Here is a 14,724-nt window from a genome sequence, read left to right on the forward strand (position 1 = left end):
AACAAATGTTCGTGATACACTAGAAGGAGTGAACGAGGAAAACAAGGACGGATGAAAATATGAACAAATTGATCAAAGAAAAGCTGTCAGTCTTACCTGATCAACCAGGCTGTTACTTAATGAAAGATAGACAAAATACGATCATTTATGTGGGAAAGGCAAAGGTATTAAAAAATAGGGTCCGCTCTTATTTTACAGGATCTCATGATGCCAAAACGCAGCGGCTTGTCAGTGAAATCGAAGACTTTGAATACATTGTCACCTCTTCAAATATTGAGGCACTTATTTTAGAGCTGAATTTAATCAAAAAATATGACCCGAAATACAATGTCATGCTCAAGGATGACAAAACGTACCCTTTTATTAAAATTACGAATGAACGTCACCCTAAGCTGATTGTCACCCGCAATGTGAAAAAGGATAAAGGGAAATACTTCGGTCCATATCCGAACGTACAAGCAGCAAGAGAAACGAAAAAGCTGCTCGACCGTTTATATCCACTTAGAAAATGTGCAACACTCCCTGACCGAGTCTGTCTTTATTATCATCTTGGACAATGTCTTGCTCCGTGTGTGTATGACATTTCTGAAGAAACGAATAAACAGCTCGTCGATGAAATCACAAGATTTCTAAACGGAGGTCATCAGCAAATTAAGAAAGAATTAACAGAAAAGATGCAAGAAGCGGCCGAACAATTAGAATTTGAGCGGGCAAAAGAGCTGAGAGATCAAATCGCATACATTGACTCAACGATGGAAAAGCAAAAGATGACGATGAGTGACTTATCCGATCGTGATGTATTTGCCTATGCTTATGATAAGGGCTGGATGTGTGTCCAAGTTTTCTTCATCAGACAGGGGAAATTAATCGAACGTGATGTCAGCCTATTTCCGATGTATCAAGACCCTGAGGAAGAATTTCTCACGTTTATGGGGCAGTTTTATGAAAAAAACAACCACTTTTTGCCGAAGGAAATTTTGGTACCAGACAGCGTCGATCAGGAGCTGATTGAGCAATTGCTTGAAACGAATGTTCATCAGCCGAAAAAAGGAAAGAAAAAGGATTTGCTTTTACTTGCCCACCAAAACGCCAAAATTGCTCTCAAAGAAAAGTTTTCGCTTATAGAGCGTGATGAAGAACGGACGATTGGTGCAGTGAAGCAGCTTGGAGATGCACTTAATATTTATATGCCATACCGGATTGAGGCATTTGATAACTCCAATATTCAAGGAGCAGACCCCGTATCCGCTATGGTTGTCTTCCAAGACGGGAAGCCGTATAAAAAAGAATACCGAAAATACAAAATTAAAACCGTTGAGGGACCCGATGATTATGCTTCCATGCGTGAAGTCATTAGAAGGCGGTATACCCGTGTGTTAAAAGATGAACTGCCGCTTCCTGACTTGATTTTAATCGACGGAGGAAAAGGACAAATCAACGCAGCCATAGATGTGCTCGAAAATGAATTAAATCTGTCTGTTCCTGTGGCAGGTCTAGTGAAAGATGAAAAACACAGGACATCGAATCTGATGATGGGTGATACGCTTGAAATTGTTGCGCTCGAACGAAATAGTCAGGCCTTTTATTTATTGCAGCGTATTCAAGATGAAGTGCACCGGTTTGCGATTAGTTTTCACCGGCAGCTGCGAGGGAAGAATGCTTTTCAGTCTATTCTAGACGATGTCCCAGGTATCGGGGAAAAGCGTAAAAAGCAGTTGCTTAAACATTTTGGCTCTGTGAAAAAGATGAAAGAAGCCTCTATCCAGGATTTTCAGGACGCTGGTATTCCGAAACAAACGGCTGAACTTTTAATGGAGGCATTAAAAAAATAGATTGTACTTTTTCCAAAAGTCTGTTAAGATGTGACTAATTTAATAAATGAACGTGTTGTTTGTTGAAGATAGAGGTGCGAACTTCAAGAGTAAGCCTTCAGAGATCGAGGGGATCTAGGAAGAGGGCTGAAAGGGGAGCGTCGCCGAAGTGAATAAAATCCACTCATTTTATTCGCTGGCTGTACATTGAAGAAATGTAGGGCTGTCAAGAATGTATTTCTTGGAGGGCTATCTCATTGTTTGCATCGTTTGATGATGATTTTAAAGCAATGGGAGATTTGTTCTCTCATTGCTTTTTTATTTGCAGTGCAGAGAGCAATCTCCGCAGCCTCTTCTCTCACACGTGATCTTTTGAAAAAGGGTGGTAGACATGGGACTAATTGTACAAAAATTTGGTGGAACATCTGTTGGATCGACAGAAAAAATTCGCAATGCCGCAGAGAGAGTCATCGCTGAACGCGAGGCAGGAAATGATGTGGTCGTGGTTGTGTCTGCGATGGGCAAATCAACGGATGTTTTAGTAGATTTAGCGAAAGAACTCACAGACGAACCAAGCAAAAGAGAAATGGATATGCTGCTCACGACTGGAGAACAAGTGACCATTTCGTTACTGGCCATGGCACTGCAAGCAAAAGGCTATGATGCCATTTCCTTTACAGGCTGGCAAGCTGGGATGAAAACAGAGAAGGTGCACGGAAATGCAAGAATCGTGGACATCGATGAAGTAAGAATCAAAGAAGAACTGAGTGCGGGAAAAGTCGTCGTTGTAGCAGGTTTCCAAGGAATTGCGGATGATCTACATATTACAACACTTGGGCGTGGTGGATCAGATACGACAGCAGTGGCACTAGCTGCGGCACTCAAAGCGGACAAATGTGATATTTATACGGACGTACCAGGTGTGTTTACAACAGATCCTCGTTATGTGCCGTCTGCGCGAAAACTTGCAGGAATTTCATACGATGAAATGCTTGAGTTAGCCAATTTAGGAGCAGGTGTGCTGCATCCGAGAGCGGTCGAATTTGCGAAAAATTATCAAATCCCACTAGAAGTCCGTTCTAGTATTGAAAATGAATCGGGTACGTTAATTGAGGAGGAATCATCCATGGAACAAAATTTAGTTGTAAGAGGCATTGCATTTGAAGATCAGATGACACGCGTGACGGTATGTGGCCTTTCAAGCGGTTTAACAACGCTATCGACTATTTTTACGACACTTGCAAAGCAAAATATCAATGTTGATATCATTATTCAGTCTGTCACAAGCACCAATCAGACCTCCATCTCTTTCTCTGTGAAAACGGATGATTTGACTAAAACAGTTGAAGTATTAGAAGAATATAAAGGAGCGCTTGGCTATGAGCAGATCGAGACAGAAAGCAAATTAGCCAAAGTATCTATCGTTGGCTCTGGTATGGTCTCAAACCCAGGCGTTGCGGCTGAAATGTTCGCTGTGTTAGCTCAAAAAGACATTCAAGTGAAAATGGTCAGTACGTCTGAGATCAAAGTCTCAACAGTCGTTGATCGTGAAGATATGGTGAAAGCTGTAGAAGCCCTTCATGATGCGTTTGAATTATCAAAGGTGAGCGCCGCTGCTCATTCTTAAATCTTCAAAAGAGGTGTATCCCATAAAAAGATACACCTCTCAGCGTGTAGCCAAACCCTCGCATTCTTTGTCAGTCCTGCGTACTGGTGCTCACGAATGTCAAATTCGCTCCGCTCCAGTACTCGTCTTTCCTAGACTGCAAAGGTTTTCTATCACGCTGAAAAGAAGACAAAGGGCTAAAATCAAGTTCATTTTAGCCCTTTGTCAACAATCTGAAAGGTGTATCCCATAAAAAGATACACCTCTTTTTTATATTGGAAATCATCAGCATATGAAGAAAGAAAAACATGCGTAAACCGGTACCCCAAGTGTGCTATGATAGAAGGGCATATAAAAAAGGCGTGACACGAAGTCCTCGCCTTTCAGGTGCAGTGTTAGCTAGGGTCTCTTAAATCCCATTTAACGGTCAAAATGACTTTATCAGCACGCTTTTTTACTTGTTCATAGGATTCAGCCACGTGCTCATTGAGCAGCTGAATCTGTTCAGCAATAAAACCTGCTTCCATTTGAAAGCATGGCTCCTTTTGATAGCTGAGTCGATTCGATACAAGTGGACCTTCGAGCTCAAACTCAATTTCCTGTTTTTTAGAATGGACCATCGTGAGAGTTCCCCATCCGGCATCATGGAAAAATTCGGGGATCTTCTCCCATGACTCTTGAGGAAATTTACGAGCAAGTAGCTTACCCGCAAAATACATCATAGATGAATGATCCTGACCAAGAATGTCAGGCAGCAGAACTTCGCGTATCAGCTCGTAGGCAAATCCATTGATTTCAATTTCTTTTAGCTGTTCTAAGTTAGATTCGAATTTATTCATTGTATGGCTCCCCTCTTTCAACAATTTATTATAGCTTATGTGGGCATATGATGACAGAGTTTTCCCTGAAGTCTAAGAAATTCTTATTGTAGTAAAACGAATTTTGATTTAAAACTTTTAAATTTCGGAAAATTTTAATTTATGTACGCGGTTTCTTGACGCTTTTTTGACATAGGAGTAAAATGAAATTGTCAATAAATTTGAATAAAGTGCTTACAATTGAAAGAAGCGGGGGTAAGACAATTTTCAAGCAATTGCACTTTTTTTACTAGGGGGTAAAGTAATGTCGGGGAACAAAGAATTTTTTTATCGGAGATTGCATTCTTTGCTTGGCGTCATTCCGGTCGGTCTATTTTTAGTACAGCACTTAGTGATTAACCACTTTGCGACGAATGGACCAGAGGCGTTTAACAAAGCTGCACACTTTATGGAACAGCTTCCATTCAGATATGCACTTGAGCTGTTCGTGATTTTCTTACCACTGATCTATCATGCTGTTTATGGGGTGTACATAGCCTTTACGGCACAAAACAACACGTCTCGCTTCAGTTACTTAAGAAACTGGTTGTTCAGACTGCAACGGATTACAGGTATCATCACATTGATTTTTGTCACTTGGCACGTATGGGAAACACGCATTCAAGCGCAGCTTGGAGCTGAAGTAAACTATGACATGATGGCGAATATTTTAAGCTCTCCATTTATGCTAGGTTTCTATATTGTCGGCGTTTTATCTACTATTTTCCACTTTGCTAATGGCTTGTGGTCATTTGCTGTCAGCTGGGGAATTACAGTTTCACCACGCTCACAAAGAATCTCCACATATGTGACATTAGGTATATTTATAGCGCTTTCATATGTAGGGCTAAGAGCAATTTTCGCTTTTGTTTAAGAGGAAATAGATTAGTAGAAGAGGGAGAGGGGCTACAATGAGTAATTCTAGCATCATCGTTGTCGGAGGCGGCTTAGCTGGTCTCATGGCAACTATCAAAGCAGCAGAAGCGGGAACAGCTGTTAAACTATTTTCAATCGTACCTGTAAAACGTTCGCATTCTGTTTGTGCACAGGGCGGAATTAACGGAGCGGTCAATACAAAAGGTGAAGGAGATTCACCTTACGAGCATTTTGATGACACGGTATATGGCGGAGACTTTTTAGCTAATCAGCCGCCAGTAAAGGCAATGTGTGAAGCAGCGCCGTCCATTATCCACTTACTTGATCGTATGGGTGTAATGTTTAACAGAACACCAGAAGGATTACTGGACTTCCGCCGTTTCGGGGGAACACAGCACCACCGTACAGCATTTGCTGGTGCGACAACAGGTCAGCAGTTATTATACGCACTAGATGAGCAGGTTCGCCGCTATGAAGTAGCGGGGCTTGTGACGAAATATGAAGGCTGGGAATTCCTTGGCGCTGTCTTAGATGACGAAGAAGTATGCCGAGGCATTGTCGCACAGAACTTGACGACAATGGAAATCGAATCCTTCCGTTCAGATGCTGTCATCATGGCAACAGGCGGCCCTGGTATCGTATTCGGTAAATCAACGAACTCCATGATTAATACCGGATCAGCTGCATCGATCGTTTATCAGCAAGGTGCTCATTATGCTAATGGAGAATTCATTCAAATTCACCCAACAGCGATCCCAGGAGATGACAAGCTGCGTCTCATGAGTGAATCAGCTCGTGGTGAAGGTGGACGTGTTTGGACATATAAAGACGGAAAACCTTGGTACTTCCTTGAAGAAAAGTACCCAGCATACGGGAACCTTGTACCGCGTGACATTGCAACGCGTGAAATTTTCGACGTATGTGTTGAGCAAAAGCTTGGCATCAACGGAGAGAACATGGTGTACCTAGATCTTTCTCACAAAGATCCAAAAGAGCTTGATATTAAGCTTGGTGGAATCATTGAAATCTATGAAAAATTCATGGGTGATGACCCGCGTAAGCTTCCGATGAAAATTTTCCCGGCTGTTCATTATTCAATGGGCGGATTATGGGTTGATTATGATCAAATGACGAATATCAAAGGCTTGTTTGCTGCAGGAGAATGTGATTACTCTATGCACGGCGGAAACAGACTTGGTGCAAACTCATTGCTTTCTGCGATTTACGGTGGAATGGTTGCTGGACCAAATGCTGTGAAATACATTAGCGGTCTTGAAAAGTCTGCAGAAGATTTATCATCTGCAACATTCGACAGTGCCGTGAAGAAAGAGCAGGAGAAATGGGACAACATCCTTAGCATGGATGGCACAGAAAATGCATATGTGCTTCATAAAGAGCTTGGAGAATGGATGACGGACAACGTGACAGTGGTTCGTTACAACGAGAAGCTCTTAAAAACAGATCAGAAGATTGAAGAACTGATGGAGCGCTATAAGCATATTAACATCAACGATACAGCTTCATGGAGCAACCAAGGCGCTGCCTTCACGCGTCAGCTTGACAACATGCTTCAGCTGGCACGTGTGATTACGATTGGGGCTTACAACCGGAATGAAAGCCGAGGCGCACACTATAAACCGGAATTCCCAGAAAGAAACGATGAAGAATTCCTAAAAACAACGATGGCTACGTTCAAAGGGAAAAACCAAAAACCTGCATTCCACTATGAGGACGTCGATGTATCGTTAATTGCACCTCGTAAACGAGATTACTCGAAGAAAAAGGTGGAGAAATAAGATGAGTGAAAAAAACACGATTCAATTTATTATCACACGTCAAGATACAGCAGATGGCAAGCCTTATGATGAGGAATTCGAAATCCCTTACCGTCCGAATATGAACGTCATTTCCGCACTCATGGAAATCAGACGTAACCCGGTCAATAAAAAAGGTGAAAAAACAACGGCGATCAACTGGGACATGAACTGTCTTGAAGAAGTATGCGGCGCTTGTTCTATGGTCATTAATGGAAAGCCTCGCCAGTCTTGTACAGCACTGATCGATCAGTTAGATCAGCCGATTCGTCTTCAGCCGATGAAAACGTTCCCGGTTGTGAGAGACTTGCAGGTTGATCGAAGCCGTATGTTCAATTCATTGAAAAAAGTCAAAGCATGGGTGCCAATCGATGGCACATATGATCTTGGACCTGGACCAAGAATGCCTGAGAAAAAGCGTCAATGGGCGTATGAGCTTTCAAAGTGTATGACATGTGGTGTCTGCCTTGAAGCTTGTCCAAACGTGAATGATAAGTCTTCCTTTATGGGCCCTGCACCGCTTTCACAAGTTCGTCTATTTAACGCACATCCGACAGGTGCAATGAATAAGTCTGACCGTTTAGAAGAAATTATGGGTGATGGCGGTCTTGCAAACTGCGGGAACTCTCAAAACTGTGTGCAGGCTTGTCCGAAAGGAATCCCGCTCACAACATCAATTGCAGCACTTAACCGAGATACAACTTTACAAGCTTTCCGTAACTTCTTCGGAAGCGATCACGCAGAATAACATCACATTCAGTCCTCCTTGCCAATCATGATGAGTGTTTACAAGAGGCTGGATGCAAAACATAACAAACGCCTCTTCCAATACGGGAGAGGCATTTTGTTTGCGAATAAGGAGTGGATCAAATGAGGCTGCCGTCATATATTGAAGAGCCGTTTGAAGAGTGGAGGGCATCGTTTCGTTTTTATGTGGAAACAACCGTCCGTTTTTCAGAAACGGATATGTTTGGTCACATGAACAATGTCACCCCGTTTGTGTATTTTGAAGAGGCACGGATTGCCTTCTTTCAAAAAACGGGAATTGTAGATAAACGAATGAAGCGAGCGAGAGAGACGATTACGGTCGTGGCAAACCTTCAATGTGATTACATCAAGCAAGTGGAAATCGGTGAGAGGCTGCGTGTGTATGTAAAGCCAGAAAAGGTTGGATCAAGCTCTCTCATCCTTCATTATTTAGGAGAGAATGAACAGCAAGAACCGTGTTTTACAGGCTCAGTCACGATGGTGCAAATAAGTAAAGACACCGGTGCCCCTGTACCGTTTACAGAAGAGGAAAAAGAGACTTTTCAGGCCCAGCGACATTAAAGAATCACGGTCACATGTTTCATTTTGTTATAATAAAAGAATCATAATGAAGAAGAAACAAAAGGAGAGCACATGAAGATTTTTCAATACGACACCATTGATAGTACAAATAATGAAGCGAAAAGGCTTATTCAGCAAGGAGAAACCCCTTCATTTGCTGTATATGCCCGGCAGCAGACAGCAGGGAGAGGCAGGCTTGGCAGACCGTGGGAAACGCCTACAGGGAATGTAGCTGTCACGATGACAGTAAAACCGCCAGTAGATATCTCCACCCAATCAACGATTGCCCCGCTGACGGCACTTGCCATTTATGATGTACTCAAACCACTCATGAGAGCAGAGGATCAACTGGCGATCAAATGGCCAAATGATCTATTGATTAATGAAGCGAAAGTATCTGGCACATTAATTGAAGCAGACCGGAGCGCCATTTACATCGGTGTGGGCATCAATGTAGAGACAAAGCCGGAGCGCGTTCCGTATAAAACCGTTTGCCTATCAGAACTGACTGAGGTGAAAGCGGACCAGCTAGTGAAAGATTTGGCAGCGGCCTTTGAAAAATACCATGCACGCTGGCAAATGGAAGGATTTGAAGCCCTCACTGCCCTTTATAACAAACGATTATATCGGCTAAATCAACCGCTTCGTATTTCATTAGATCGTGAAAAGCAAACATGGCAGGAAGGGATTTGCTGTGGTGTGAACCGATATGGTCATATTCAGTTAAAAGATGATCAAGGACATATAAAAGCCCATTCAGCAGGAGATATTGATGCACCGCCCAAGTAGCCCAATTTCTCGTTCGATTATTCGGTGTTAGAACGGAGTTGCTTTAAGATTTTCACACTGAAAAAAAGACAAAGAGCTAAAATCAGTTCATTTTAGCTCTTTGTCGACATGATGACGTCTCATTTATGCTTCTCTTTTTATTTGAGGTTGAACCATGTAGTCTTTTTTTGTAAAGACCACTCCATCTAGGATTTCTCTTGCGGTTCGAATGACTTTCACTCTGTTTTGTGAGATATCAATTTCAGTTTGCATAATACCAGCAGGATGACCAATTCGAAGTGTATCATCTTGACCTTGAAAAAGCTGTGCCGGAAGCGTTTGATCCATGAAACAGCTGGCTGACACACAGACAGATCCGGTAATGGCAAGTGCTTGGTGCGGTCTTTGCATCGATAGCATTCGAACGATGATGTCCATATCTGCTGCTCTTCTCAATATTCCATTTGTATCTACATAATCAGCAGGCTCGCTAATAATTGCAAGCTTTGGAACAGCTGGAGACTGTAATGTAGCCAGTTCTTTTGGTGCGAAGTGACACATTTCAGCAGCGACGGAACGAATCTCTTCTAAATCATCCAGCAATTCGTCTGTAAACTCCTCAGGCAATTCAGTTCCTTTTAATTGAATATCTTTGGCACGGACAAAGGCGATTGGATTTGCAATGTCAACGATTGAGATCGGAATCTCTCCAAACTTTGTCTGGATCGTATCCATTTTGTTTCCAGTCGGAAAGGTTTTACCTGTGACAGCGCCTTCAGGTTTCTCAAAGGATAAATAAATGGGAGAACCTGTTCCTTTCACTCCTGGAATTTCTGCCTGTCCTTCAAATTTTACTTCTCCGTTCTCGACTTCTACCTCTGCCACAATGATTTTATTCGTGTTGGTATTCAGAATACGTACTGTTGTGACAGGCTCAACTGCTTGGACAAGCCCTTTAATGATGGCATACGGCCCAACCGCTGATGAGATATTCCCGCAGTTTCCTTTAAAGTCGACAAATCTTTCATTGATGCTGACTTGTGCAAACGTATAGTTCACATCCACATCTGGACGAGTGGCTTTATCGATAATGGCCACCTTACTTGTTAAAGAATTACCGCCCCCGATTCCATCAACTTGCAGCCGGTCAGGGCTGCCCATAATGTCTAATAGAAATGCTTCGAGCTCATCGTGTTCATATGGTGCATCATTGGCTTGAATGAAGACCCCTTTGCTTGTACCGCCTCGCATGATTGTGATTGGAACTTTTCTCATTGCTCTCACCCTCAATTGTTTAGTTACTATTTATCTAATCAAAATGGTAAAGTATAATAAGAAATAAGTTAAATACATTATTTTAAGATAAACTGATAAAATATTTTTATAACAAGGTCAAAAGGAGGGCACACAATGGATGAGAAAGACTGGCGGTTTTTAAAGGTGTTATATGAAGAGAAGAACATCACAAAAGCGGCAGAAAAATTATTTGTCTCGCAGCCTGCCTTAAGTTATCGATTGAAACAGCTTGAAGAGGAGTTTGACATGAAGCTTTTCTTTAAAAGAAAACGAGGCATTGAATTTACATCAGAGGGCGAATACTTGGCTAAATACGCAAATGACATGCTCAAGCAGCTCCAGCAAACGAAAGATGGCATGCTCAATATGCAAAAAAAGGTCAAAGGAACGATCAGGTTAGGGGTGTCGAGTAACTTTGCTCAATATAAATTGCCGGAAATTTTAAGAGAGTTTTCTAAGCAGTATCCACATGTTCAATTTATGGTGAACACAGGATGGAGCACAAAAGTCATGGATTTATTAGGGACATCAAGTGTACATTTAGGGATTTTAAGAGGAGATTACGACTGGAATGGAGAGCGATTTTTGCTTGATAAAGAACGGCTTTGTATCATTTCAAAATCAGAAATACAGCTAAAGGATCTTCCTAAGCTGCCGCTCATTGACTATCACACGGATAGTTCATTAAAACGATTGATTAACAGATGGTGGCAGGAGACGTTCACGATGCCTCCGCTTGTGACAATGGAGACAGACAGGCAAGATACATCAAAAGAGATGGTGAAGCATGGTTTAGGTTATGCTATTGTCCCGGAAATTTGTCTCAGACCAAGTGATGAGCTATTTGTAAAAGGTCTTTCGTATAAAGATGGACAGCCTGTTTTAAGAGATACATGGCTCATGTACCAGCCGGATTCTCTTCATTTGTCTGTTGTGAAAGCATTCATTGAGTTTTTAAGAAGTCAGCAAGGCTAATTATAAAAAAAATTTATTGAATAGACGAAAAAATCGATATTTTCATTATAAAAAAAGCTATTATATCCTTGAAATAGAAAGCGCTAACATTTCGGGCCACAAGTGCAAAAGGGGCGCTTGTGGATCGTGTAAAGAAGAGGATGGAGGGATATGAAGTGCTAGCTATTTTAGGGATCTTGATGGTCGTGACTTTTACATTTCTTATTATGACAAAACGTATGCATCCGGTGGTGGCTCTCACCGTTGTGCCAATCATCTTTGCATTAATCGGTGGATTTTACAGCGGATTAGGGGACATGATGCTTGATGGACTCAAGACCGTTGCACCATCTGCTGCTTTATTGTTATTTGCCATCTTATTTTTCGGTGTCATGCTGGATGCTGGATTGTTTGACCCATTGATCAAACTGATTTTACGTCTTGTGAAAGGCGATCCGGTCAAAATTGCTTTTGGGGTAGCGATTTTGTCTATGCTTGTTGCATTAGATGGTGATGGGACCACAACGTACATGATTACCGTATCAGCTATGCTGCCACTTTTCTTAAGAATTGGGATGAACCCGCTGATTTTAGGGACGATTTCACTATTATCACTAGGCATTATGAGTGGAATGACGCCTTGGGGCGGTCCAGCTACTCGTGCGATTGCTGCACTTGGTTTAGATGCAGCGGAATTCTTCATTCCATTACTCCCGACGATGATAGGGGGCGGTCTTTTTATCCTTTTTACAGCGTATGTTCTTGGAAAAAAAGAACGGAAGCGCATTGGGGTTGCCGAGATTCAGTATAAAGAAGAGGTCTCGATTTCTCCTGAATTGGCGGCATCAATTGAAGATGGGGTAGCTGATATGAAGAGACCAAACTTGATTTGGATTAACTTCTTCCTGACGATTGCTGTCATGGTCACACTTGTATTGGATATCGTACCGATTCCTGTACTCTTTCTCATTGGCTTTGTCATTGCGCTTATGATCAACTATCCAAAAGTTGAAGATCAGCGTGAGCGGATTTTATCGCATGCAGGAAATGCTTTAACGGTCATTACCCTTGTGTTTGCAGCAGGAATTTTCACAGGCATTTTTTCGGGAACAAAAATGGTGGAGTCCATTGCTAACTTGGTCATTTACATGATTCCAGATTCATACAGCTCATTTTTTCCGCTCATTGTCGCTTTGACGAGTATGCCATTTACATTTGTTCTTTCAAATGATGCTTATTATTTCGGGGTGCTGCCAATCTTAGCTGAAGCCGGCGCAGCTTACGGAATTGATCCAGTGGAAATTGCGCGCGCCTCTATTATCGGACAGCCTGTCCATTTACTGAGTCCGCTTGTCGCTTCCACATTACTGCTTGTGAGTATGCTGAATAAAGATATTGGTGATTTGCAAAAGTACGCACTGCTATGGACCGTACTCACAGCCCTGTTTACAACACTTATTGCTCTTTTAACAGGAGCTATTTCGATATTTTAAAAGCTTGTTTGATCAAGGACGATGTCTCTATAGGGGACTCGTCCTTTTTTGTGCGGTTTGAAGGGGAGGAAATTGGACGCTCATCTGCGGGAATTCTCGATTTTAACGTCACCTACCTCAAGTACCCGGCATATGATATCTCGACTATACAGAATCCCATTCTATAGAGACTAGAGCTCTCACCTTAGCAAGGAGGGTTACAATACTTGAAGGAGAAAGAGTTTCAATCCAAGCCGCTATTAACCAAAAGAGAAAGAGAAGTATTCGAATTGCTCGTCCAAGATAAAACAACAAAAGAAATTGCAAGCGAGCTTTTTATTAGCGAAAAGACTGTTCGAAATCATATTTCGAATGCCATGCAAAAGCTAGGAGTCAAAGGTCGTTCACAGGCCGTAGTCGAGCTTCTGCGTATGGGTGAGCTAGAGCTCTAACGTCAGCCGGTTTTCCTTCCGCACCAGGGAGGAGCCGGTTATTTCTATATGGTTTCCATGAGTCTCTTCTTGCAATTTCTTTGAAAAACGAGGAAAATAGGAATGTACGTTTTAATCAAAGTGAGATGCTATAGTGAGGTATCAATGAAATGGAAACGAATGAGTCAGGCCATGTTGCAGAAATTGAAAAATCATTGCGCCATATTGCTGCAATCATTAAGCAAAAAGGTAGAGAAATTCTGAATCAATATACGATTACACCTCCTCAATTTGTGGGGCTTCAGTGGCTTTATGAATTCGGAGATATGACAATAGGTGAGCTATCACAAAAGATGTATTTGGCTTGCAGCACGACAACCGATTTAATTGATCGAATGGAAAAAAGTGAACTTGTTGAACGGGTGAAAGATCCGTCTGACCGCCGCGTGGTTCGCATTCATTTATTGCCTGAAGGTGAGCGGATCATTCAAGAAGTGATTGTCAAACGCCAAGAATACGTCAGTGAACTTCTAGGGGCTTTCTCAGAAGAAGAAGCCATCGTTTTCAACCAATCTTTAACGAAACTACAGCAGCAAATGAAAAGAAAATGAGGCGATTTTGTTGGATCAACCAATCGGCGTGATTGATTCCGGCGTAGGCGGTTTAACCGTTGCGAAGGAAATCATGAGACAACTGCCAAAAGAAAAGATTATTTATGTAGGCGACACAAAACGATGTCCATACGGCCCTCGAGCAGAAGAAGAGGTTCTTCAATATACATGGGAAATGGCGCACTACCTATTAAGACACCACCATATTAAAATGCTTGTCATTGCGTGTAACACTGCGACGGCGATAGCACTTGATGAAATTAAAGCAACACTTGATATCCCGGTCATTGGCGTAATCCAGCCCGGAGCCCGCACAGCGATCAAGGTCACAAACAATCAGCATATTGGCGTCATCGGCACAGTCAATACGATCAAAAGTGAGGCCTATAAAGAAGCACTGCTTTCTTTAAAAGCAGGACTAACTGTTCAAAGTTTGGCATGTCCATTGCTTGTGCCATTTGTGGAAAGTGGTACGTTTTTAGATCATGCAGCAGATGAAGTCGTAAAAGCTTCTCTTGAACCGATGAAAAAAACAGGCATTGATACGCTCATTCTTGGTTGCACGCACTACCCGATTTTAAAAGAACCGATTCAGCGCTTTATGGGCAGTGGCGTCAACATCATTTCTTCAGGAGACGAGACAGCGAGAGAAGCGAGCACAATTCTTTCATATAAAGGGCTGTTAAATGATTCGAAGGAAGAGCCTGTTCATACTTTTTATACAACAGGGCAGCAACAAAACTTTCAAAACATCGCTCAAGACTGGTTCGGCTACCTGCCAGGAAAGGTCGAAACGGTTTCGCTTGAACACGTATATCAGCAATAACCTACTTCTCATGGAAGTGGGTTATTTTTTTATGAAAAGGGTCTAATCCTCTGAGGGAGCTCGTATACATACT

Annotated in this window: 14 protein-coding genes and 1 riboswitch; of the genes, 12 read left to right on the forward strand and 2 right to left on the reverse strand. The window is 42.2% G+C overall.

From position 1 onward, the window contains the following. Positions 1-59: 59 nt before the first annotated feature. Entirely contained in the window at positions 60-1,832 is a 1,773-nt protein-coding gene (gene uvrC / locus ACTJJQ_RS11560) for an excinuclease ABC subunit UvrC (RefSeq protein ID WP_046344170.1), read from the forward strand. A 61-nt stretch (positions 1,833-1,893) separates the two neighbouring features. Continuing rightward, positions 1,894-2,071: riboswitch (Lysine riboswitch) on the forward strand. Positions 2,072-2,202: 131 nt separating this feature from the next. After that, positions 2,203-3,438 (forward strand): aspartate kinase, encoded by a 1,236-nt coding sequence (locus ACTJJQ_RS11565; protein WP_206114005.1) that lies wholly within the window; start codon positions 2,203-2,205, stop codon positions 3,436-3,438. Positions 3,439-3,812: 374 nt separating this feature from the next. On the opposite strand, the gene ACTJJQ_RS11570 is transcribed toward ACTJJQ_RS11565, so the two are convergent. Beyond that, positions 3,813-4,256, reverse strand: a complete 444-nt coding sequence (locus tag ACTJJQ_RS11570; protein ID WP_019744096.1) for a YslB family protein — start codon at positions 4,254-4,256, stop codon at positions 3,813-3,815. A 283-nt stretch (positions 4,257-4,539) separates the two neighbouring features. Between ACTJJQ_RS11570 and ACTJJQ_RS11575 the strand changes: the two genes are divergently transcribed. The 5 genes from ACTJJQ_RS11575 (at position 4,540) to ACTJJQ_RS11595 (ending at position 9,082) form a co-directional block, all read left to right on the forward strand. Further along, positions 4,540-5,148, forward strand: a complete 609-nt coding sequence (locus ACTJJQ_RS11575; protein WP_007501622.1) for a succinate dehydrogenase cytochrome b558 subunit — start codon at positions 4,540-4,542, stop codon at positions 5,146-5,148. A 37-nt stretch (positions 5,149-5,185) separates the two neighbouring features. Further along, positions 5,186-6,946: a succinate dehydrogenase flavoprotein subunit gene (gene sdhA / locus ACTJJQ_RS11580; protein ID WP_008345971.1), complete on the forward strand. Its 1,761-nt coding sequence runs from the start codon at positions 5,186-5,188 to the stop codon at positions 6,944-6,946. 1 nt (position 6,947) lies between these two features. Then, positions 6,948-7,712 carry a succinate dehydrogenase iron-sulfur subunit gene (gene sdhB / locus ACTJJQ_RS11585; protein WP_017358239.1) on the forward strand — a complete coding sequence of 255 codons (765 nt, stop codon included), beginning with the start codon at positions 6,948-6,950 and terminating at the stop codon, positions 7,710-7,712. Between the two features lie 122 nt (positions 7,713-7,834). Further along, positions 7,835-8,293 carry an acyl-CoA thioesterase gene (locus tag ACTJJQ_RS11590; protein WP_007501614.1) on the forward strand — a complete coding sequence of 153 codons (459 nt, stop codon included), beginning with the start codon at positions 7,835-7,837 and terminating at the stop codon, positions 8,291-8,293. A gap of 72 nt (positions 8,294-8,365) precedes the next feature. After that, the gene (locus ACTJJQ_RS11595) at positions 8,366-9,082 is read left to right on the forward strand and encodes a biotin--[acetyl-CoA-carboxylase] ligase (protein WP_135226591.1); all 717 of its coding nucleotides are present in this window, start codon (positions 8,366-8,368) and stop codon (positions 9,080-9,082) included. Between the two features lie 123 nt (positions 9,083-9,205). Here ACTJJQ_RS11595 and ACTJJQ_RS11600 read toward each other — a convergent pair whose 3' ends face one another. Then, entirely contained in the window at positions 9,206-10,336 is a 1,131-nt protein-coding gene (locus ACTJJQ_RS11600) for a 2-methylaconitate cis-trans isomerase PrpF family protein (RefSeq protein WP_156060316.1), read from the reverse strand. Between the two features lie 135 nt (positions 10,337-10,471). Here ACTJJQ_RS11600 and ACTJJQ_RS11605 point away from each other — a divergent pair, with 135 nt between their 5' ends. From ACTJJQ_RS11605 to racE, 5 genes are all read left to right on the forward strand, one after another. Next, a complete protein-coding gene (locus ACTJJQ_RS11605) occupies positions 10,472-11,332 on the forward strand; it encodes a LysR family transcriptional regulator (RefSeq protein WP_007501609.1) in 861 nt (286 codons plus the stop codon). A 155-nt stretch (positions 11,333-11,487) separates the two neighbouring features. Continuing rightward, complete coding sequence (locus tag ACTJJQ_RS11610) at positions 11,488-12,804, forward strand: CitMHS family transporter (RefSeq protein ID WP_060832539.1); 1,317 nt, start codon at positions 11,488-11,490, stop codon at positions 12,802-12,804. A 206-nt stretch (positions 12,805-13,010) separates the two neighbouring features. Continuing rightward, complete coding sequence (gene gerE, locus ACTJJQ_RS11615) at positions 13,011-13,235, forward strand: spore germination transcription factor GerE (RefSeq protein ID WP_003184172.1); 225 nt, start codon at positions 13,011-13,013, stop codon at positions 13,233-13,235. A gap of 149 nt (positions 13,236-13,384) precedes the next feature. Next, on the forward strand, positions 13,385-13,825 hold the full coding sequence (locus ACTJJQ_RS11620; protein WP_007501606.1) for a MarR family winged helix-turn-helix transcriptional regulator: 441 nt from the start codon (positions 13,385-13,387) through the stop codon (positions 13,823-13,825). A 7-nt stretch (positions 13,826-13,832) separates the two neighbouring features. Next, entirely contained in the window at positions 13,833-14,651 is an 819-nt protein-coding gene (gene racE, locus ACTJJQ_RS11625; protein WP_113747108.1) for a glutamate racemase, read from the forward strand. Positions 14,652-14,724: the final 73 nt, after the last annotated feature.

This window comes from Bacillus sp. 22483, from assembly GCF_052044605.1.
GTDB lineage: Bacteria > Bacillota > Bacilli > Bacillales > Bacillaceae > Bacillus > Bacillus altitudinis.

Excerpts from the sequence above, each read along its gene's own strand:
- uvrC (WP_046344170.1), top strand. The coding sequence starts at position 60 with ATGAACAAATTGATCAAAGAAAAGCTGTCAGTCTTACCTGATCAACCA.
- ACTJJQ_RS11605 (WP_007501609.1), top strand. The coding sequence starts at position 10,472 with ATGGATGAGAAAGACTGGCGGTTTTTAAAGGTGTTATATGAAGAGAAG.
- ACTJJQ_RS11565 (WP_206114005.1), top strand. The coding sequence starts at position 2,203 with ATGGGACTAATTGTACAAAAATTTGGTGGAACATCTGTTGGATCGACA.
- ACTJJQ_RS11595 (WP_135226591.1), top strand. The coding sequence starts at position 8,366 with ATGAAGATTTTTCAATACGACACCATTGATAGTACAAATAATGAAGCG.
- ACTJJQ_RS11570 (WP_019744096.1), bottom strand. The coding sequence starts at position 4,256 with ATGAATAAATTCGAATCTAACTTAGAACAGCTAAAAGAAATTGAAATC.
- ACTJJQ_RS11575 (WP_007501622.1), top strand. The coding sequence starts at position 4,540 with ATGTCGGGGAACAAAGAATTTTTTTATCGGAGATTGCATTCTTTGCTT.
- ACTJJQ_RS11590 (WP_007501614.1), top strand. The coding sequence starts at position 7,835 with ATGAGGCTGCCGTCATATATTGAAGAGCCGTTTGAAGAGTGGAGGGCA.
- ACTJJQ_RS11600 (WP_156060316.1), bottom strand. The coding sequence starts at position 10,336 with ATGAGAAAAGTTCCAATCACAATCATGCGAGGCGGTACAAGCAAAGGG.
- sdhB (WP_017358239.1), top strand. The coding sequence starts at position 6,948 with ATGAGTGAAAAAAACACGATTCAATTTATTATCACACGTCAAGATACA.
- sdhA (WP_008345971.1), top strand. The coding sequence starts at position 5,186 with ATGAGTAATTCTAGCATCATCGTTGTCGGAGGCGGCTTAGCTGGTCTC.
- ACTJJQ_RS11620 (WP_007501606.1), top strand. The coding sequence starts at position 13,385 with ATGGAAACGAATGAGTCAGGCCATGTTGCAGAAATTGAAAAATCATTG.